The sequence below is a fragment of the Cognatilysobacter segetis genome (genome assembly GCF_004359965.1).
In the GTDB taxonomy this organism is placed as follows: Bacteria; Pseudomonadota; Gammaproteobacteria; order Xanthomonadales; family Xanthomonadaceae; genus Cognatilysobacter; species Cognatilysobacter segetis.
This window is the reverse complement of the sequence record NZ_SMRQ01000039.1, coordinates 17,492-36,303: the sequence shown is the minus strand read 5'-3', so window position 1 is coordinate 36,303 and position 18,812 is coordinate 17,492. Positions and strand designations below refer to the sequence as shown.

Annotated in this window: 15 protein-coding genes; 5 read left to right on the top strand and 10 right to left on the bottom strand. The window is 69.8% G+C overall.

Annotated features, from left to right (window positions below; all coding sequences use genetic code 11):
- Window positions 1–799 (bottom strand): hemolysin family protein (locus tag E4F61_RS09960; protein ID WP_133479513.1); only part of this gene is annotated, 799 nt, incomplete at its 3' end.
- 231 nt (window positions 800–1,030) lie between these two features.
- Between E4F61_RS09960 and E4F61_RS09955 the strand changes: the two genes are divergently transcribed.
- Both E4F61_RS09955 and E4F61_RS09950 read left to right on the top strand, forming a co-directional pair.
- A complete protein-coding gene (locus E4F61_RS09955; protein ID WP_133479512.1) occupies window positions 1,031–1,660 on the top strand; it encodes a DUF47 domain-containing protein in 630 nt (209 codons plus the stop codon).
- 10 nt (window positions 1,661–1,670) lie between these two features.
- Window positions 1,671–2,798 carry an inorganic phosphate transporter gene (locus E4F61_RS09950; protein WP_133479511.1) on the top strand — a complete coding sequence of 376 codons (1,128 nt, stop codon included), beginning with the start codon at window positions 1,671–1,673 and terminating at the stop codon, window positions 2,796–2,798.
- Between the two features lie 170 nt (window positions 2,799–2,968).
- On the opposite strand, the gene E4F61_RS09945 is transcribed toward E4F61_RS09950, so the two are convergent.
- The gene (locus E4F61_RS09945; protein WP_133479510.1) at window positions 2,969–3,379 is read right to left on the bottom strand and encodes a hypothetical protein; all 411 of its coding nucleotides are present in this window, start codon (window positions 3,377–3,379) and stop codon (window positions 2,969–2,971) included.
- 35 nt (window positions 3,380–3,414) lie between these two features.
- On the opposite strand from E4F61_RS09945, the gene E4F61_RS09940 reads away from it, so the two are divergent.
- Complete coding sequence (locus E4F61_RS09940; RefSeq protein WP_133479509.1) at window positions 3,415–3,762, top strand: MGMT family protein; 348 nt, start codon at window positions 3,415–3,417, stop codon at window positions 3,760–3,762.
- Window positions 3,763–3,843: 81 nt separating this feature from the next.
- Window positions 3,844–4,512: a rhomboid family intramembrane serine protease gene (locus E4F61_RS09935; RefSeq protein WP_133479508.1), complete on the top strand. Its 669-nt coding sequence runs from the start codon at window positions 3,844–3,846 to the stop codon at window positions 4,510–4,512.
- 51 nt (window positions 4,513–4,563) lie between these two features.
- On the opposite strand, the gene E4F61_RS09930 is transcribed toward E4F61_RS09935, so the two are convergent.
- Together E4F61_RS09930 and E4F61_RS09925 are read right to left on the bottom strand one after the other, a co-directional pair.
- Window positions 4,564–6,582, bottom strand: a complete 2,019-nt coding sequence (locus E4F61_RS09930) for a M13-type metalloendopeptidase (protein ID WP_133479507.1) — start codon at window positions 6,580–6,582, stop codon at window positions 4,564–4,566.
- 151 nt (window positions 6,583–6,733) lie between these two features.
- The gene (locus E4F61_RS09925) at window positions 6,734–8,839 is read right to left on the bottom strand and encodes a M13 family metallopeptidase (protein ID WP_238382884.1); all 2,106 of its coding nucleotides are present in this window, start codon (window positions 8,837–8,839) and stop codon (window positions 6,734–6,736) included.
- Between the two features lie 413 nt (window positions 8,840–9,252).
- Between E4F61_RS09925 and E4F61_RS09920 the strand changes: the two genes are divergently transcribed.
- A complete protein-coding gene (locus E4F61_RS09920; protein ID WP_133479505.1) occupies window positions 9,253–10,551 on the top strand; it encodes a DEAD/DEAH box helicase in 1,299 nt (432 codons plus the stop codon).
- 118 nt (window positions 10,552–10,669) lie between these two features.
- On the opposite strand, the gene E4F61_RS09915 is transcribed toward E4F61_RS09920, so the two are convergent.
- The 6 genes from E4F61_RS09915 to E4F61_RS09890 form a co-directional block, all read right to left on the bottom strand.
- On the bottom strand, window positions 10,670–11,806 hold the full coding sequence (locus E4F61_RS09915; RefSeq protein WP_133479504.1) for a DUF1501 domain-containing protein: 1,137 nt from the start codon (window positions 11,804–11,806) through the stop codon (window positions 10,670–10,672).
- Window positions 11,806–13,176 (bottom strand): DUF1800 domain-containing protein, encoded by a 1,371-nt coding sequence (locus E4F61_RS09910; RefSeq protein ID WP_133479503.1) that lies wholly within the window; start codon window positions 13,174–13,176, stop codon window positions 11,806–11,808. The genes E4F61_RS09915 and E4F61_RS09910 overlap by 1 nt, the downstream gene beginning before the upstream one ends.
- A gap of 146 nt (window positions 13,177–13,322) precedes the next feature.
- Window positions 13,323–15,131, bottom strand: a complete 1,809-nt coding sequence (locus tag E4F61_RS09905; protein WP_133479502.1) for a DUF885 domain-containing protein — start codon at window positions 15,129–15,131, stop codon at window positions 13,323–13,325.
- 77 nt (window positions 15,132–15,208) lie between these two features.
- The gene (locus E4F61_RS09900) at window positions 15,209–16,000 is read right to left on the bottom strand and encodes a queuosine precursor transporter (protein ID WP_133479501.1); all 792 of its coding nucleotides are present in this window, start codon (window positions 15,998–16,000) and stop codon (window positions 15,209–15,211) included.
- Between the two features lie 106 nt (window positions 16,001–16,106).
- Entirely contained in the window at window positions 16,107–16,763 is a 657-nt protein-coding gene (locus E4F61_RS09895; protein ID WP_133479500.1) for a DUF502 domain-containing protein, read from the bottom strand.
- A 32-nt stretch (window positions 16,764–16,795) separates the two neighbouring features.
- Window positions 16,796–18,787, bottom strand: a complete 1,992-nt coding sequence (locus E4F61_RS09890) for a bifunctional serine/threonine-protein kinase/formylglycine-generating enzyme family protein (protein WP_133479499.1) — start codon at window positions 18,785–18,787, stop codon at window positions 16,796–16,798.
- Window positions 18,788–18,812 lie beyond the last annotated feature (25 nt).

Sequence of the window (18,812 nt, the reverse complement as noted above, 5' to 3'; positions counted from 1 at the left end):
CGCCGACCAGCGTCTTCGTCTCGAGGATGCCGAGCACGTCCTGGTCGCTGCCGCGATAGACGGGAAAGCGCGAGAACGGCGATGCCTGCAGCACCTCGAGGTTCTCCGCGGTGTCGGCGGCGCTATCGAGCCAGGCGATGCGCGTGCGCGGCGTCATCAGGCTGTCGGTCGTGCGATCGCCGAGGCTCAGCACGCGGTTCATCATCTTGCGTTCGTCCGCATCGATGACGCCCTGCTCGTGGCCTTCGCTCACCAGCATGCGGATCTCTTCCTCGGTCACCGCCTCACCCGAGCCGCCGCCCAGGCGCAGCACGCGCAGCAGCACGCGGGTCGACGCCGAGAGCAGGATCACGAACGGGGTCGCGATGCGCGCGAAGAAGTCCATCGGATACGCGACGAGCGCCGCGATCGCCTCCGGTCGCAGGGTGCCGATGCGCTTGGGCACGAGCTCGCCGATCAGGCCGAAGAAGAACAGCACCACCAGGAAGCCGGTCGCGCGCCCGATGTAGGCGGCGTAGGGCGCCAGCATCGGGAAATCGCGCAGCGGGTCGGCGATCTTCTCGCCCATCGATTCGCCGCCGAAATAGCCGGTCAGCAGGCTCAGCAGCGTGATCCACAGCTGCACGGCCGAGAGGAAGCTCTCGGGCTGCTCGGCGAGGTCCAGCGCCTTGCGCGCGCGACCGCTCGTGGCCGCCATGTGGCGCAGCCGGCTCTTGCGCGAGGTCATGACCGCCATCTCCGACATCGCGAAGAAGGCGTTGAACACGACGAGGACGAAGACGATCAGCAGGTCGCGCACGGATGCGGTTCCGGGTGCGGCGCGCAGGCGGCGCGGGTGGCGCGGCCGGGCCGCTCATCGCGAAGGCGCGCTATCGGTGCTCGTCGCGGGGGAGGGGGAAGGTCCAAGCGGGCGCGATCTTATCAGGACGCGAGACGCGGGCCACGTGAAGGCGGCATGAGGGGTGAAAGAAAAACGTCACATTCGCGCGTCATAATTCTGTAATCCGTTCGCCCCCTCTTCGAGGCACGCATGTTTTCCCTCCAGACGATCTTCGGCCAAGGCAAGCAGTTCTATTCGCTGCTCGGGGAGGCCGCGATCGCCGCCCACGACAGTACCAAGGCGCTCCACGCGATGCTGCGCGAGCCGGTGACCGGCCAGCCGGCGCTGGATGCCTTCAAGCTCGCCCGCCAGCGCGAGCGCGCCGCCTCCGACAAGATCCGTCAGGAACTGGTCAACAGCTTCATCACGCCGATCGAGCGCGAGGACATCGAGGCCCTCGGGTCCGCGCTCTACAAGATTCCCAAGCAGGTCGAGAAGTTCGCCGACCGCTATTCGCTCGCGCTGACCCACCTGCAGGGCATCGACTTCGCGCCGCGCGCCGCGATGCTCGAGAAGGCCGCCGGCGTGGTGGTCGAGATGGTGCAGGCGCTGCCGTCGATGAAGCTCGAGACGATGAAGGGGCTCAGCGACCGACTGCGTTCGATCGAGAACGAGGCCGACCGCCTGATGCTCGAGCTCTACCGCGACATCTATTCCGGCCGCCTCGACCCGCTGCAGATGTTCCTGCTCAAGGAATTCTTCGAGATCCTCGAGAAGGCCATCGACCGCTGCCAGGAAGCCGGCGTCGTCGCCTACGAAATCGTGCTGAAGAACTCCTGAGGCGACGCCGATGCTGACCCTCGTGCTGGTGGTCGTGATCGCCGCGCTCGTCTTCGAGTACATCAACGGCTTCCACGACACCGCCAATTCCATCGCGACCGTGGTCGCGACGAAGACGCTCTCGCCCATGCAGGCGGTGCTGCTCGCGGCCGGTACCAACCTGGTCGGCGCGCTGTGGGGCACCGCGGTCGCCAAGACGATCGCCTCCGGGATCATCGACACGCACGTCGTCGAGGTGAGCTCGCAGCTGGTGCTCTGCGCCCTGATCGGCGGCATCGTCTGGAACCTGATCACGTGGGCGGTCGGGCTGCCGTCGTCCTCGTCGCATGCGCTCATCGGCGGCCTATGCGGCGCGGGCCTCGCGGCGGCGCGCGGCAACTGGCAGGCGATCATCTGGGCGCAGCCCAAGGACCCGTGGTTCAAGAGCGGCGGCGTGCTGTGGAAGGTGATCGTGCCGATGGTCAGCTCGCCGCTGATCGGCTTCCTGGTCGGCTTCATCGTCATGGGCATCCTGTTCGCGATCATCTCGGGCATGGCCGCGAGCGGCGGCATCCTGCGCCGCGCGGCGCGCCCGCGTTCGGTGAACAGCTTCTTCGGCAAGGCGCAGGTGGTGAGCGCCGCGGCGATGGGCTTCGCCCACGGCTCGAACGACGCGCAGAAGACGATGGGCATCATCGCGATCGCGCTGGTGGGCGCGCAGGCGGCGGGCACGCTGGATTCGCTGCCGCCGTGGCTGGCCTTCCTGCACCCGTCGCCGAACGCGCTCGCGCACAACGACATCGACACCTGGATCAAGATCGCCTGCGCGCTGGTGATGGCAGCCGGTACCGCCGCCGGCGGCTGGCGGATCATCAAGACGCTCGGCCACAAGCTGGTGAAGCTGCAGCCCATCAACGGGTTCGCGGCGGAAGCCAGCGCCGCGTCGGTGATCCTGGGCGCGTCCGCATTGGGCATCCCCGTGTCGACCACCCACAACATCAGCGCCACGATCATGGGCGTGGGCACCGCCAAGCGCTCGAACGCCATCCGCTGGACGATCGTCGAGCGCATGGTCTGGGCATGGGTGCTGACGATCCCGGCCGCAGGCGGGATCGCATGGCTGTCCTACGAGGTGATGCTCCGCTTCGGCTGGGTGTGACGCAAAAAGAACCCCGGTGGGGCTCCATCCACCGGGGTTCCTCCTCCCGAGCGGGAGATGCACTCGCTTCGAAGAGTGCGCGACGTTGCCGTCGCAGGATCGACGATCCGCCCGGGCCGGTTAGGCAGGTGTCAACGGTACGTTAGACCCCGCGACGCGGTTCATTCGCGTCAGAACAGGTCGCCACCGGCGGAGAGCGAGCGTTCCATGCGGTCGCCGAGACCGCCGATCTCGAGCACGAGGCGATGCACTTCGGCGAGGTCCAGCGCGTCGAACGGGCGGTTCTCGCAGAGCTGCAGGTGCGGCACGCCGTCGAGGTCGCCGATCGCGAGATGGCCGACCTGGCTGTCCCAGTTGAACGCCAGCGCACGACGCGCATCCACACCCGTCATCGGCGCGACCACGGTGCTCACGCGCAGGTAGGCACGGTCGTCCTCGTCGGCGATGCGGGTGAGGAAGATCGCTTGGTGGCGGCTGCCGTGCTCAAGCGACAGTTCGACGCACATCAGATCGTCGTCGTGAACGGTGACGTCGTGGCCGGTCCCGTCGAGATACTCGCGGATGTCGTCGAAATCGCGCATTCGGAAAGCTCCTTGATGGGCCCTATGCTACCCCGATGGCCGGTGATGACACGAACGACGGCGCGCGCCGTATCCATGCCGCGATCCGCGCGGTGCCGCCGGGCGAAGTCGCGGGCTACGGCGAGATCGCGCGGCGCGCGGGCCTGCCGGGCCGTGCGCGCCTGGTCGCGCGGCTGCTGAGCACCAACGACGATCCGAACCTCCCGTGGCATCGGGTGTTGCGCTCGGACGGGCGCATCGCATTCCCTGCCGGCAGCGACGGCTTCGTCGAACAAACCGCACGCCTGCGTGCCGAAGGCGTCGAGGTCGTGCACGGTCGCGTGGTCGGGCGCACGCCGCGCCCGCGGTCGCTCGACGAGGCGCTCTGGGGCCCGCCGGGCTGACGCGGCGGTATACGTCGTCCTGCGCGGTGCATGCGCTTACTGCACTGCAGCAGCTACCATGGCGGCTCCCGAGGAGCGCCGATGTTCGCCAAATTGCCGCCCGTGACGCGGGCCCTGCTGATCGCCAACGGGCTGATCTTCCTGCTGCAGTGGCTCGCGGGCGAGTCGGCGCTCGGCACGTGGCTGCTGTACATGGAGCTGTGGCCGATCGGCGCGTCGGAGCTGGGCGCACCGCCGTTCATGCCGTGGCAGCTCGTCACGTACGGCTTCATGCACGGAAGCCCGCAGCACCTGTTCTTCAACATGCTCGCGCTCGTGATGTTCGGCGCGCAGGTCGAGCACGTGTGGGGCGCGCGCCGCTACCTCACGTACTACCTGACGTGCATCGCCGGCGCGGCGGTATTCCAGCTGATCGTCAGCTACGTGGCGCTGCGATCGGGTGGCGACGTGTACGAGACGGTCGGCGCGTCCGGCGGCGTGTTCGGCCTGCTGCTGGCCTACGGCATGCTGTTCCCGAACCAGCGCGTGATGCTGCTGATTCCGCCGGTACCGATGAAGGCGCGCACGCTCGTCATCGTCTACGGCGTGATCGAGCTGCTGTTCGGCATCACGGGCACCATGCCGGGCGTGGCGCATTTCGCGCACCTCGGCGGCATGCTGTTCGGCTGGTTGCTGATCCGGCACTGGCGGCGCCGGCCGCCGTCGCGCGGCCCGCGTCCGCGACCGCCGCACGTACGCATCGTCCGCTGAAACCGGAACGCCCGCCGAAGCGGGCGTTCCGATGGCTGCAGTGGCATAGCGTCAGGGCCAGAGGCGGACCTGCTGCTCGGGCTTGGGCTGCATCGGCGTTCCCGCCTTGCAGGTGTACGCGGTGCCGAACGCGGGCTGGTTCGCGAGCGGCAGGTTGGTGCGGACGCGCCCGGGCGGATATGTGCTCGACGCCGCGCGCGCGGTGGCGGCGTCCACCGACAGCTGCTCCGGCCAGAGGTGCGCCCAGCCCGTGTAGAACGCCTGCAGCGTTTCCTTCGCCGCACCCGGTTGCGCGGCCTGGAGCGCCGCCTGCGCGAGTTCCACGCCCGCCTGGTCGGCAACGAGCACGTCCTGCACCAGCGCGCCGTTGACGCGCACGGTCTCGAGCTGCGGATAGGGCATCGCGCCGGCCTGGACCGCGATGCGGTTGTCGAGCGACGTCCATGCGGCCGTCTCGACCGGCGTCCACCAATCGCGGGCGACGCCGTGCGAATCGATCATCCGGCCTCGCGCGTCGATCGCATGGCTCAACTCGTGTCCGACCAGCGCCCCGTACGCGCCGTACAGCGCGGCCGCTGGCTGCGACGCGTCGAACACCGGCGACTGCAGCATCGCCGCGGTCACGATCAGGCGGTTCTGGGGCACGTCGTACGCCAGCGCCGGCTGCTGCGGCAGCACGTCCCAGCGGCGGTCGGCATTGCCGCGGCCGATGCGACGCATCTCCTCGCGGTGGCGCCAGGTCGAGGCGATCAGCATGTTGCTGCCGAAGCTGCCGCGGCCCATCGGCTGCACGGTGAAGTCCAGGTCCCGCTTGGGGGCACCCACTTCGATTTTCAGCGCGGCGAGCTTCGCCTTGGCCTCGGCCCTAGCGGCATCGCCGAGCCGCGGGTCGCGATCGACCATCGACGACAGCGCGTCTCGCACCTGGGTGGCGATCTGCTCGGCCTGCGCGCGCGACGCGGCGGGCAGGTAGCGCGCGACGTATTCGCGGCCGAGCATCGGGCCGGCGGCGAGGTTGATCGCGTCGAGCACCGCTTCCGGGCGCGGCTGCGGCGAGAGTTGCGCGCCGAGCACCTTGCCACGGAAGTCGAAGCTCGCGTCGCGCCACGACTTGCTGAGGTAGGGCGCCATCGCATCGCCCACGCGCCAGCGCAGGAACGTCTTCCACTGCTCCGGGCTGATCGCGGCGACGTAGTTGTCGAGCGCCGCGAAGAGCGCGGGGTTCGGCATCGACACCTGGTCGTCGGCGACGCCTTGCGCCTTCAGGAAGTCGGCGAGCTGCAGGCGCTTGTAGGTCTTCGCGAGGTTCGCGGTCGGGGTGACCGCGTAGTTCGCACGCGGATCGCGCAGCGCCACGAGCGGGCGGTCGGACTGCGCGATGCGCGTCTCGAGGTCGATCACCTGCTGCGCCTGCGTGGCCAGTTCGGCCTGCGGCGTGCCGGTCAGCGCGAGGATCTTCTGCACGTACGCGCGATAACGGTCCATCACCTCGCGGGTTTCGGCGTCGGTGCGGCTGTAGAACGCGGGGTCGGGCAGGCCGATGCCGCCTTCGGTGAAATAGCCGACGTGGCGGTTGGTGTCCGCGAGGTCGACGTCGGCGCTGAAGTTGAAGGCCACGGGGATGCCGACCTGGTGCAACGCGGCGATCGCCGGCGGAATGTCCTTCGCGCGCTTGATCGCGTTGATGCGCGTGAGCAGCGGTGCGATCGGATTGGCGCCATCGCGTTCGACCGCCGCCTCGTCGAGGCCGCTCGCCCAGAAGTCGCCGAGCAGCTTCTGCACGTCGCCCTGCGGCGCGCTCATCGCGCCGTTCAGCAGGTCGATCTGCTGCTGGTGCGCGCGCTGGCGCAGCTGGTCCAGCGCGGACACCGAGGCGATGCCCGGCGTGGGCGGATTAGCGGCGAGCCATGCGGCGTTCGCGAAGGCATAGAAGTCCGTGCAGGCCGTCGGTGCGGTCACCTTCGCCGTCTTCGGCGCCGCCTTCTTCTTCGTCGCGGCCCCCGCGTCGGGCGTGGTCGACAGGGCGAGCAGGGCGAGTGCGAGTGCAGCGGCGATCGGGCGTGCGGTCATTGCATCGGAGTCCGTGGGGGAGCCGACGGGAGTCTAGCAACGGGCGCCCGGTGCCGATGAACGCTTTCGTCACGGCGCGCATGCAACGACGCGCAAAAAAGAAGGCCCGGGTCGCCCCGGGCCTTCGCGCATCACGCAATCGCGGACGCAGTTACCAGATCACGACCTGCTGGTCGCCCGCGCGCATCATCGGGCTGCCGGCCTTGCACTGGAACGCCTGCGTGAACGCGGGCATGTTCGACGGCGCGCCGATCGCGCGGAAGTTCGCGGGCGCATGCGGGTCTGTGGTCAGGCGCACCTTCAGTTCTTCCGGCTTGAAGTTGCGGCGCCACACGGTGGCCCAGTTGGCGAAGAAGCGCTGGTCGCGCGTCATGCCGTCGATCATCGGATCGGGCGTGTTGCCGACGGCCTTCTTCATCGCGTCGTAGGCGGTGTTGATGCCGCCGAGGTCCGCGATGTTCTCGCCGAGCGTGAGCTTGCCGTTGACCTTCGCCCCCGGCGCGGCCTCGTACGCGTTGAACTGGCTGATCAGCTTGTCGGTGAGGCCCGCGAAGCCCTTGGCGTCGGCCGGCGTCCACCAGTTCTCGAAGTTGCCGCTCGGCCCGAAGCGGCTGCCCTGGTCGTCGTAGCCGTGCGTCATCTCATGCCCGATCACCGCGCCGATGCCGCCGTAGTTCAGCGGATCGTCGGCCTTCGGGTCGAAGAACGGCGGCTGCAGGATCGCGGCCGGGAAGACGATCTCGTTCTGCTGCGGGTTGTAGTACGCGTTGACCGTCTGCGGGCTCATGCCCCACTCGGTCTTGTCGACCGGCTTGCCGATCTTCGACAGCTCGAACCTGTAGTTGAACTCGTTGGCCGCCAGCACGTTGCCGATGTAGCTGTCACGCGTGGTGGACAGGCCCGACCAGTCGCGCCACTTGTCCGGGTAGCCGATCTTCGGCGTGAACGAGGCCCACTTCTCGATCGCCTTCTTCTTGGTGTCGGCGCTCATCCACGACAGGTTCTCGATGCGCGCCTTCAGCGCCTCGCGCAGGTTCGTGACGAGCTCCTGCATGCGCGCCTTCGACTCGGCCGGGAACGCGACCTTGACGTACAACTGGCCGAGCGCTTCGCCGGCCTGGCCGCCGATGGTCTGCAGGACGCGCTTGCTGCGCTCCTTCATCTGCTCCTGGCCGCGCAGCGTCTTGTTGTAGAAGTTGAAGTTCTCCTGCACGAACGCGTCGGAAAGGAACGGCGCCGCGTCGTCCACCATGTGGAAGCGCAGGTAGCTCTGCCACGTCGTCGCCGGCGTGTCCGCGAGCATCTTGTCGACCTCGGCATGGAACGCCGGGATCGCGAGCGAGAACATCTGCGGCTTGGCGATGCCCTGCGAATCGAAGAACTTCGACCACGGGAAGTTCGGCGTCTTCTTGTCGGCGTCGGCCAGGCTCACCGGGTTGTAGGCGAGCGACGCGTCGCGCGACATCTCCTCGCTCGACTTCGACACCTTCGCCAGGCGCGTCTCGAACGCGACCACGTCCTTCGCCTGCTTCGCGGCGTCGCCCGCCGGCACGCCGGAGAGCTCGAGCGTCTTCGCGACGTGCTGTTCGTAGGCCGCGAGCACCGGCTTCTTGTCGGCGTCGAAGTAGTAGGCCTTGTCCGGCAGGCCGAGGCCGCCCTGCATCGCGACCGCGATGTTGGTGGTCGAGTTCTTGAAGTCCGGCATCGGGCCGAAGTAGAAGAGCGTGTTCTCGCCCTTCGCGGCCGTCGAGCGGATGTAGTCGGCGATCTTGTCCTTGCCGTCGAGCGCGGCGATGGCGTCGAGGCGCGACTTCAGTGGCGTGATCCCGGCGGCGTTGATCTTGGCTTCGTCCATGCCGGTCGCATAGAAGTCGCCGACGATCTTGGTGACGCCCGTCGCCGTGCCCAGGCCGGCAGCCTGTTCGGCGAGCTGGCGCTGCACCGCGTTGCTGCGCTCGTCGAGCATTTCGAACGCGCCCCACGACGTGCGGTCGGCCGGGATCGCATTGGCGGCGAGCCACTTGCCGTTGACGTAGCCGCCGAAGTCGGCGCACGCGTCCTTGCTGGTGTCGAGGTCGGACTTGGCGAAGCGGTTGACCGGCGGGAGCTTGCTCTCGTCGATCTTGAACTGGGCGTCGGCCGTTGCGGTCGGCGTCACCGTGGTGGCGGCTGCCTTGTCGGCATCGTTCTGCGGGCAGCCGGTCAGCGCCGCGGCGATGGCGAGCGGGAGCAGCAATTGCGGTTTCTTGAAGGTCACGTTGGGCTCCAGGGCCTGGTGGGACGCGCGTGCCGCGAAGCGGCGCTCGACACGCCGGTGGGCATGTGCGGCGGACATTAGCCGCAAGCGACGGGGGGCGGGGGTGTCGAAGGTCATGCCCGGCCGGTCCGGCTGAACGATCGGCGCCGGCGGCAGGAGCAGTCCGGCACGTTTTCACGTAGCATTAGCATCGTTCAGCGCCTGGCGACCGCCCTCGGGCCCGTTTTCCAGGTTTCTCGCAGGCCCGCATGGGTCGCCGCATTCGCGGCAGCGCGACGTCTCCGCACGCATTTCTCGGCGCCGACACCGCACCGGATACCTCCGGCGCGTCATCCCCAGCTCGCAGCGCGGTCAGGAAAGCTTCGAGTCGATCCGCGGAATTCGTCCGCGGCATCCCCGTATCCGGAGTTTCCATGATCCACCAGACGTTCGAGGCCCTCGGCCTCCCGCCGGCCGTGCTGCGCGCACTCGCCGACAAGAACTACACCACCCCGACGCCGATCCAGACGCAGGCGATTCCGCTCGTGCTGGCCGGCCGCGACGTGCTCGGCGGCGCCCAGACCGGCACCGGCAAGACGGCGGCCTTCGGCCTGCCGCTGCTCGGCCGCCTCTCCGGCACCACCGCACCGGCGGGCCCGCGCAAGCCGCGCGCGCTCATCCTGGTGCCGACCCGTGAGCTGGCGGTGCAGGTCGCCGACAGCCTGCGCGGCTACGGCAAGCACCTGCGCCTGTTCACCGGCACGATCTTCGGCGGCGCCGGCATGAACCCGCAGATCGACATGCTGCGTCGCGGCGTCGACATCCTTGTCGCCACGCCCGGCCGCCTGATCGACCACCTCGAGCAGGGCACCGTGAAGCTCGATGCCGTCGAGATCCTCGTGCTCGACGAAGCCGACCGCATGCTGGACATGGGCTTCCTGCCCGCGATCAAGCGCATCGTCGCCAAGGTGCCCACCAAGCGCCAGACGCTGCTGTTCTCGGCGACGTTCGAGTCGCGCATCCGCGGGCTCGCGATGGAGTTCATGCGCAACCCGGCCGAAGTGGAAGTCGCGGCGCGCAACACGATCGCCTCGACGATCCAGCACATCGCGCACCCGGTCGACAATTCGAAGAAGCGCGACCTGCTCACGCACCTGCTGGCCACGCGCTTCCAGGACCGCATCCTGGTGTTCGGCAAGACCAAGCACGGCTGCAACCGCCTCGCCGAGCAGCTGGAGGAGTCGGGCATCAAGGCCGTCGCCATCCACGGCAACAAGAGCCAGGCGCAGCGGCAGAAGGCGCTCAACGAGTTCAAGGCCGGTCGCTGCCGCGTGCTCGTGGCGACCGACGTGGCCGCGCGCGGGCTGGACATCCCGGATCTGCCGCTGGTCATCAACTACGACCTGCCGCTGATTCCCGAGGACTACGTGCACCGCATCGGCCGCACCGGCCGCAACGGCGCGACCGGCGAAGCGATCTCGCTGGTGGCGATCGACGAGGGCGGCCTGCTCTCGCAGGTGCAGAAGCTGCTGGGCATGAACGTGAAGCAGGTCGTCGTCGAAGGCTTCGAGCCGACGCAGGCGCTGCGCATGGATGCCAAGCCGCCGGTGGGCAAGCGCACGCCGCGGCCGTCGCACCGTCCCCACGGCAAGCCGGCGACGCGCCATGCGCACGCGCAGGCACCGAAGGGTCGCGGTACCGCGGGCGCTGCGCGGAGCCGTAGCGCCCGCTGAGTTCGCCTAGCCCGTGTCGCGGCCCCCGCCGCGACGCTTACGCTGCGATGACGAAACGCCGTCGGCCCTGGGCCGGCGGCGTTTCGCTTTCTGCCGCGCGGAAAACGGGCCGGCGGCGTCAGCCGACGAGATCGCGCATGGCGCCGACCGCGACGCTGTCGGGGAACACGCGGGCCTCGACGGCGCGCAGCGGCAGCCGCAGGTGGTCGACCAGCAGGCCCTTGAACATGGCACGCAGATCGGCGGTGGCCCGCAGGTCGCGGCCTTCGAAGAGGGCATTCGGCGACAGGCCGGGCCAGTCGCCCGCGATGCGGCCGCCGCGCACCGCCCCGCCGGCCAGGAAGGCGATCCCGCCGGTGCCGTGGTCGGTGCCGCCGGTGCCGTTGGCGGCCGCGGTGCGGCCGAATTCGGTCACGACCGCGATCGCGCTGCGCGCCCAGACCGATCCGCCGGACGCGTGGAACGCGGACAACCCGGCGTCCAGCTCGGCCAGCTTGCGACGCAACTGCAGCGCCTGCCCGCCGTGGCTGTCCCATCCCGTGTCCTCGATGAACGCGAGCCGTGCACCGTCGGGCCTCGACATGAAGTCACCGGCCGCGCGCATCGCGTCCGGCAGGCGCAGCACGGCGCGTCCCGTCGCATCGGCGCTGCGCTGCATCGCGTCGGCAAAGGCGGGCGCGAGGGCCGCGTCGGCGGCGTAGAGCATCTGCAGGCGCTCCAGCAGCATCGGCTCGACCTCGTCGGCGAAGGGCGGCGACCATGTGCGCACCCGGCCAGGCCCGCGCGCGGACAATGGCGCGACGGCGGCGATCGCCAGCGCGTCCGGCCCCGCCATCACGCCGGCCGCGCGACTGAGCCAGCCGGTCGGAAGGTGTGTCGCGGCGTCGCTGCCGCTCTCGACGTTGTCCTGCGCTTCGAAATGCGAGCGGCCGCGATACGGCGGCGCGATGGCCACGACCGGCAGCAATTGGCGCGAGGCAAACAGCGTCGACGCGAAGGCGAGCGACGGATGCAAACCGAAGCCGCCGTTCGCCGGCAGCGCATCGGGGACGGCCAGCGCGCCCCGCAGCCGCCGGTAGTCGGGGTCGTCGACCGGCGGCAGCGCATGCAGGCCGTCGAGGCCACCGCGCAGCAGCACGACGAGCAGGCGGGTGTCGTCGTCGCGCGACGCGCCCAGCGCCGGCAGGCGCGGCCATGCAGCGAGTGTCGCGCTCGCACCGGCGAAGGCGAGGACTCGACGTCGGCTCGGGTCCATCAGGTCCTCCACTGGAACGCCGGGCTCGCGAACAGCAGCGCGAGCCCGCTGCGTGCGGATTCGGCGCGGCGCAGCACGCTGGCGGTCGACGCGTCGAGCTGCGCGCCGAGCGCGCCGCGCGCGACGGCGATCGGATCGGGCGTGGGTCCGATTTGCGCGAGGCGCTGCGCCGCCTGGATGCGCTTGAACAGCGCGTCGCCGCCGCTCCACGCGGCGGTGGTGTCCGGAAAGCCGGCTGGCGACCTCGGCGTGAAGGCGGGTTCGCCGAGCTGCGCAAGCACCGGCTGCAGGCGCGCGATCGGAAGCGGGGCATCGAGCGCGCGCAGCGCCGAGACGAGGAAGTCGTCGGGCGCCTTGAAACTGCGCGCGTCGCCGGTCCAGGCCTCGGGGCCCTCGATCATCGTGCGGTAGACGTCGCCGAGGGCACCGCCGCTGCGCAGCCATGCCTCCGTCATGCGGTCGACCAGCGCGCGCGGCGGATCGTCGGCGACGAAATGGCGCGCGAGCTTGGTCGCCACATGGCGGGCGGTGGCCGGATGCACGGCGAGGTCCGCCAGGACGGCGCTCGCCTGGTCGACGCCATCCGCGGCGTAGCGGCGCCCCAGGACGGTGCGCGCGCCGCCTTCGTGCGCGTCCGGCCGGAACACGAAGGCCGATGCCGGTGCGGTATCGAGCGTCTCGCGCGGCAGCGGCGTGCTCCAGCCGGTGAGCGAACGCGCGAGTTCGGTCACGTCCGCCTGCGAGTAGCCGCCGTCGACGCCGAGGGTGTGGAGTTCGAGGATCTCGCGGGCGAGGTTCTCGTTGAGCCCGAGGCGCCGCTTGCCACGCTGGCGGTTCGCCAGGCGCGAGTCGTCGCCCACCGAACGCACGTTGTCGAGGTAACGCAGCATCGCGGGATGCTGCGCCACCGCGAGCAGCAGATCCGCGAAGCGGCCGGTCACGCGGGGACGGATCGCTTCGCGCTCCATCGGCGCGGCGTAGAGGAGGGCGGGGCGCTTGTCGATCGAGACCGCGAAATGATTCGACCAGAAACGCACGAGCCGCTCCGCGAAACCGTCGGGTGTCGTCACCGCATGGCAATAGCGTGCGTCGAGCTCGGCGCGCACGATCGACCGCAAGCCGTCGCGCATGCCGGCCGGCGCAGCACTGTCGTCCTCACGCTTCGCGCGACGCCGCCGGTCGCGCGCCACGGCTTCCCGATGCAGGTAGTCGGTGCTGCGCGGAAGCGCGGCGAACGCCGGTGGTGGCGAAGCGGCGGCGAGCTGGCGCATCAGGAGCGCGCGCGGCTCATCCGCCCGGTCGAGGTCGCCCGGGCGGGCACCGAGTCCGAACCGGTTGTGGGCACTGGCGAGTCGGGCGTCGGGCGTCATGGTCGGTCTCCATGTGCGCTAACGCATCGCGCTGCGCGCGGTTGACCGCAAGGCGCGATTCGCGACGGCGGGTCAGCGCGGCGGGCCGGATCGCAAAAGAAAAAGGGCCGCATGTGCGGCCCTTTTTCCGTGGTGTCGCGCGTGCGTCAGGACGCTTTCTTGGCCGCGATCCAGCGGTCGATCTTGGCGTCGAGCACGTCCAGCGGCACCGCGCCGTCCTTCAGCACTTCGGCGTGGAACTCGCGGACGTCGAACTTCGGACCGAGCGCCTGCTCGGCGCGCGCACGCAGCTCCTTGATCTTGAGTTCGCCGGACTTGTAGGCCAGCGCCTGGCTCGGCCACGCGATGTAGCGCTCGGCCTCGGCGGTCGCCTGCGTCTCGCTCTCGGCGGAGTTGTCGAGCATGTACTTGATCACCTGGTCGCGGCTCCAGCCCTTGCTGTGCAGGCCGGTATCCGTGACGAGGCGGATCGCGCGCCACAGCTCGTTCTGCAGGTAGCCGAAGTAGGAGTACGGATCCTGGTAGACGCCGAGGTCCTTGCCCAGCGACTCGGCGTAGAGGCCCCAGCCTTCGGCGAACGCAGTCTCACCGCCGAAGCGGCGGAACTTCGGCATCGACGTCAGTTCCTGCTGCAGCGCGATCTGGAAGTGGTGGCCCGGGATCGCCTCGTGCAGGTACAGATCCTCGGCATCCCACTGCTTGCGCGTGGGCAGGTCGTAGGTGTTGACGTAGAAGATGCCGGGGCGCTTGCCGTCCTCGCTCGGGCTCTGGTACTCGCCGCCCGCGGCGGACTTCGCGCGGAAGGCTTCCACCGGGCGGATCTCGAACGGCGACTTCGGCACCAGCGAGAACTGGTTGGGAATGCCGGCGTTCACCTTCTGCTCGAGGCTGCGGTAGTACGCGAGCAGTTCGTCCTCGGTCTTGAACGAGAACTTCGGCTCGGTGCGCATGTACTGGAAGAAGTCCTGCAGCGAGCCCTTGAAGCCGACCTCCTGCATCACTTTGCGGATCTCGCCGTGGATGCGCGCGACCTCGTCAAGGCCGAGCTGGTGGATCTCCGCCGGCGTGCGCGTGGTGGTGGTGCTGTTGCGCGCGGCGTACGCGTACCACGCCTGGCCGTTCGGCAGCGCGTCCAGGCCGACCGTTTCGCGCGTCTTCGGCAGGTACTCGTCGTTGATGTAGGCGCGCAGGCGCTTGTAGGCCGGGATCATCTGCCCGGTGATCATCGCGCGGTAGGCCTTCGTCAGGCGGTCGCGATCGCCGGCGCTGAAGTCCTTCGGCATGTTCGCGACCGGGCCCCAGAACAGCGTCTTGGTCGGGTCGTCATTGATCAGCGCGTCGAGCTGCGGCACGACCTTGACCATCAGCGCACGCGGCTGCACGACGCCCGCCTTCACGCCCTCGCGCATGTTCGCGATTGCGGTGTCGAAAAGCGTCGGCATCGCGGCGGCGCGCTTGAGCCAGTTGTCGTAGTCCTTGACGGTCTTGAACGGCTGCGGGCCCGTGCCCGAGCCGAACATCGCGGCATAGCTGGCGATGCTGCCCATCTGGTTGACCGGCATCATCCAGTCGGGGAACTGTTCGCCCTCGAGCGAGCGCTTGGCGCCGTCGACGAAGATCTCGTAGCTCAGCAGGTCCTGTCCGGTGAGGCCGTCGCTGCCGACCTTCTGCACCGCGTCGAGCCACTTGACGGTGAAGTCGTGCGACTGCTTGCGGAAGTCGGCCGACAGGAAGTTCGGCATGCGGTCGTTGAAGCGCGGATCGCCCTGGAACGTGGCCTGCACCGGATTCAGCCGGAGCAGCTCCTCCCAGTACTGGTCGTACATGGCGGCGAGCTTCTGGCCCTTGGACTGCGTAACGGCCGCCTTGGCGGGCGCGGCGGGCGCGGCGAGGGCGGGCAGGGCGGCGACGCCGAAGGCGAGCGCGACGGCGAGGGTGAGCGGACGCAGGGACATGGGAGGCTCCGGCTGGGGACCGGCGGAGCATGCGTCGACCCCGGTCCCGCTTCGCAGGCCGGAAGTCATGGTGCGGGTCAGTGCGCGGCTTCGGCCCGCAGCCGCTCGGCGCGCGCAGGCCCGAGGTAGCGCACCATCACGTCCTTCATCACGTAGATCAGCGGGATCATCGCGACCGCCGCGAGCATCTTGTAGACGTAGTTGACCGTGCTGACCGCGAGGAACAGTCCGATCGGCCAGTGCTGCGGGCCGAGCACGAACGCGATGTAGAGCACGACGAAGCTGTCGACGAGCTGCGAGACCGCGGTGGATCCGGTGGAACGCAGCCAGATCGCGCGATGCCCGGTGGCGCGACGGATGCGGTGGAACACCGCGACGTCGATGAACTGGCCGAGCAGGAACGCGACGAGCGAGCCGGCGATGGTCCACAGGCCCTGGCCGAACACGGCGGAGAACGCGGCCTGGTAGTCCGCCACGCCCTGCGCCTTCGCGGCGCCGACCCACCAGCCCGCAGGCGCGAGCGAGATCGCCGCGAATGCGAAGGCGAAGCCGTAGACGATCAGCCCGGCGGCGAGCAGCGAGATGATCCGCACGCCGCGTCGACCGTAGAACTCGTTGATGACGTCCGTCATCAGGAACACGATCGGCCACAGCAGCGTGCCCGCGGTGAAACTGAGCGAGCCGTTCTGGCCGAACAGGTGCCATTCGAACGGTCGGACGCCGAGCGTGTCCTCGAGCGCGAAGATCTTCACGCCGATGAATTCCGCCAGCACGGTGTTGACGCAGAACAGCGCCGCGAGCCCGATGAAGAGGCGCACGGCGCGATCGTCGAGTACGTGGGGCCGGCCATCGGCGGCGATCGCGTTCATCGAGGTTCCCCGAGCTGGAAGACGTTGCGTGCGCCTGCGGACGCTCTGCCACGTGCGGGCCATGGCGCCGGAGGCGCGCTGTGCGTCGTCGGGCCCGTTCCCGTGCTCACGCCGGGTCGCGCGGACCGACCGAGAACGGAATCGATTCGGGCGACACCGCGCCGCCGGAAATGATGAAGCTCATCGCCTGGTCGACGGTCCAGTCGGTCGGCGTGATCTTCTCGATCGGCACGATCTCGAGGTAGCCCGACGTCGGGTTCGGCGTCGTCGGCACGTACACCGCGGCGAGCTCGCGGCCCGTGCCCTGCTCGCGCAGGACGCGGGTCACGAAGCCGATCGACTTCATTTCCTTGTGCGGGAAGTCGACGAGCACCACGCGCTGCGTTCCGTCGGGCTTGGTCTGCAGGATGTCGAGCAGCTGGCGCGCGCTGCCATAGATGATGTTCGCGAAGGGGATGCGCTTGATCAGCGCTTCGAACCACCGAAGCATGCGTTGCCCGAACACCCGCCGCGCCATCATTCCCGACATCAGGATGACGGCGAGCGTGGCCAGCATCGCGAGCCCGTTCTGCACCCACGGGCCCGCCACCCAGGCGAGCGCCGGGGCCCCGGCCGCGAGGCTCTGCAGCCCCGGTCCGATGATGGGGCGGCTCATGTCCGACAGCAGCACGAACACGAACTTGACCACGACCCACGTGAGCCAGATCGGCAGCAGCGTGAGCAGGCCCGTGAGGAAGAGGCGTTGCAGGTTGGTCTTGCCCATGCGGCGATTGTATGTCGCCGCGGCCGGCCCGCTCAGCGCTCGCGCAGCAACCGGAAGCCGACGTCGTCGTAGCCGCGATTGGCGACGAGCGCCTCCGGCGCCTTGCGACCGCGCCACGACGTCCCGGTCACCACGCGCTGCAGGCATCCCGCGCCGCAGTCGCGAAGCCACAGGCTGATCGCGCGGCCGCCGGTGTCGGCCGGCGTGCGCGACGATTCCGCGGACGTGGGCAGGCGGAACTTGCCGCCGGCTTCTTCACCGAGCCAGAGCGCGTAGGCCTCCGCGTCCTGCAGCGAGACGCACACCACCGGATCGGCCGGACCCTGCGCGAAGCCCGGCGACTTCCACGAACGCGGCGACAGCACGCGCAGCAGCGAGGCGCGCTCGCGGCAAAGCGAGGGCGGACGGTGGGTGGCGTCGGCGAAGCGCTGGAACTCGGCGCGCGTGACCGGATGCGGCGAGACGCGGCCACGACCCAGGTCGGCCACTTCGTCGCCCGCGGCGGCGCGGGGGGCGCCCTTCACCGCGGCGACCTCGCGGGTCCAGCGCGCGGCGTCCGCGGCGGGCAGCGCGAGGTCGCGTGCCAGCGCCAGCGTCTGCTGCGCGCGCTTGGCGTCGTTGTGCTTGAGCGCGTCGTCGAGCCGGGTGCGCAGCGCCTTCCTGACGTCGGCGTCGAGCGTGGCCTTCGGCGTGACGCCCGGCGCGGCGGTCATCCGCGCGATGGGCACCTGGTGCGTCGCGAGGTCGCGTGCCTTGGCATCGTCGTTACCCCTCACCGCGGCGGCAATGCGCGACTGCAATGCGGACTCGAGGTCGCCAGCGACCGCACGCACGCGCGCGTCGGTCGGTTCCTCGTTCCACGCGCCGACGACGGTGGCGAGCGCGTTGTCGCCGTCGGGCGAGACCAGCGCGCCTCGCGCGATCTGGGCACGGGCGCGCGCGACCGCGACTTCGACGTTCGCGCCGGGCAGCGGCACCATCATGCGATCGGTCGGATCGGCCGCCACCTGCGGTGCCGGCGTCGTTGCGGCCTGCGCCGGCTGCGGTGCCGCGCGGAAGAAATCGTCGGCGCCGTCGGGCGCCAGCCGCCAGGCGGCCACGCCCAGCGCGATCACGGCGATGGCCGCCACGCCCCAGCGCACGGGGCGGCCGGTGAGCACGGTCCGGGCGCGCTCCCACGCGGGAAGCCAACGGGGCGGACGCACCGCCAGCATCGCGTCGCGCATCTCGGCCGCGTTCTGGAAGCGTGAGTCCGGGTACTTGGCGAGCGCGCGGTACATGAAGCGCTGCCAGTGACGCAGGTGCGGCGGCAGCTTCGGGATCGGTTGCTGCGCGTGCGCGATCGCCATGGAGAGCGCGTCGCCCGCCTCGTACGGCAGGCGGCCCGCCAGCATTTCCCACAGCACGACGCCAAGGCTGTACAGATCGACGCGGCCGTCGACTTCCTCGCCGCGCGCCTGCTCGGGCGCCATGTACGCGGTGCTGCCGACGGCGAGGCCCGCCGTGGTCACGCGCGGGCCGTAGCCGCGACGCAGCGCGATGCCGAAATCCGCGAGCAACGGGCGGCCGGCGTCGTCGAACAGCACGTTCTCGGGCTTGACGTCGCGATGCACGACCCCGCGCGAATGCGCGTACTCCAGCGCGGACAGCAGCGCGCGCGCGATGTCGACGGCGCCCGCCTCGTCGCGCGTGTAGTCGCGGTCGCCGAGGTGGCCGCGCGCCAGGTGCGGCATCGAGTAGTACGGCAACCCGTCCTTCGTGCGGCCCAGCTCGTGGATGCGCACGATGTGCGGATGCTCGAGCCTCGCGATGGTGCGAACCTCGTTCTCGAAGCGGCGGCGGCTGATCTCGTCCGACAGCGCCTGGGGCGCCATCACCTTGATCGCCACCTCGCGGCCGAGCGCGACCTGGTCGGCCAGGTACACGGTGGACATGCCGCCCTGGCCGAGCCGGCGCAGCATCCGGTAGCCCTCGATCTGCGGGAGCGATTCGGTGGCTGCGGTGGGGGGCGTGGGCTCATCCATGCGGCCGGAGCATATAGGCAGCGGC

Bases quoted from the DNA above. Each gene is read 5' to 3' on its own strand.
- E4F61_RS09955 (WP_133479512.1), top strand. From the start codon at position 1,031: ATGTTTTCCCTCCAGACGATCTTCGGCCAAGGCAAGCAGTTCTATTCG.
- E4F61_RS09950 (WP_133479511.1), top strand. From the start codon at position 1,671: ATGCTGACCCTCGTGCTGGTGGTCGTGATCGCCGCGCTCGTCTTCGAG.
- E4F61_RS09945 (WP_133479510.1), bottom strand. From the start codon at position 3,379: ATGCGCGATTTCGACGACATCCGCGAGTATCTCGACGGGACCGGCCAC.
- E4F61_RS09940 (WP_133479509.1), top strand. From the start codon at position 3,415: ATGGCCGGTGATGACACGAACGACGGCGCGCGCCGTATCCATGCCGCG.
- E4F61_RS09935 (WP_133479508.1), top strand. From the start codon at position 3,844: ATGTTCGCCAAATTGCCGCCCGTGACGCGGGCCCTGCTGATCGCCAAC.
- E4F61_RS09930 (WP_133479507.1), bottom strand. From the start codon at position 6,582: ATGACCGCACGCCCGATCGCCGCTGCACTCGCACTCGCCCTGCTCGCC.
- E4F61_RS09920 (WP_133479505.1), top strand. From the start codon at position 9,253: ATGATCCACCAGACGTTCGAGGCCCTCGGCCTCCCGCCGGCCGTGCTG.
- E4F61_RS09915 (WP_133479504.1), bottom strand. From the start codon at position 11,806: ATGGACCCGAGCCGACGTCGAGTCCTCGCCTTCGCCGGTGCGAGCGCG.
- E4F61_RS09910 (WP_133479503.1), bottom strand. From the start codon at position 13,176: ATGACGCCCGACGCCCGACTCGCCAGTGCCCACAACCGGTTCGGACTC.
- E4F61_RS09905 (WP_133479502.1), bottom strand. From the start codon at position 15,131: ATGTCCCTGCGTCCGCTCACCCTCGCCGTCGCGCTCGCCTTCGGCGTC.
- E4F61_RS09900 (WP_133479501.1), bottom strand. From the start codon at position 16,000: ATGAACGCGATCGCCGCCGATGGCCGGCCCCACGTACTCGACGATCGC.
- E4F61_RS09895 (WP_133479500.1), bottom strand. From the start codon at position 16,763: ATGGGCAAGACCAACCTGCAACGCCTCTTCCTCACGGGCCTGCTCACG.
- E4F61_RS09890 (WP_133479499.1), bottom strand. From the start codon at position 18,787: ATGGATGAGCCCACGCCCCCCACCGCAGCCACCGAATCGCTCCCGCAG.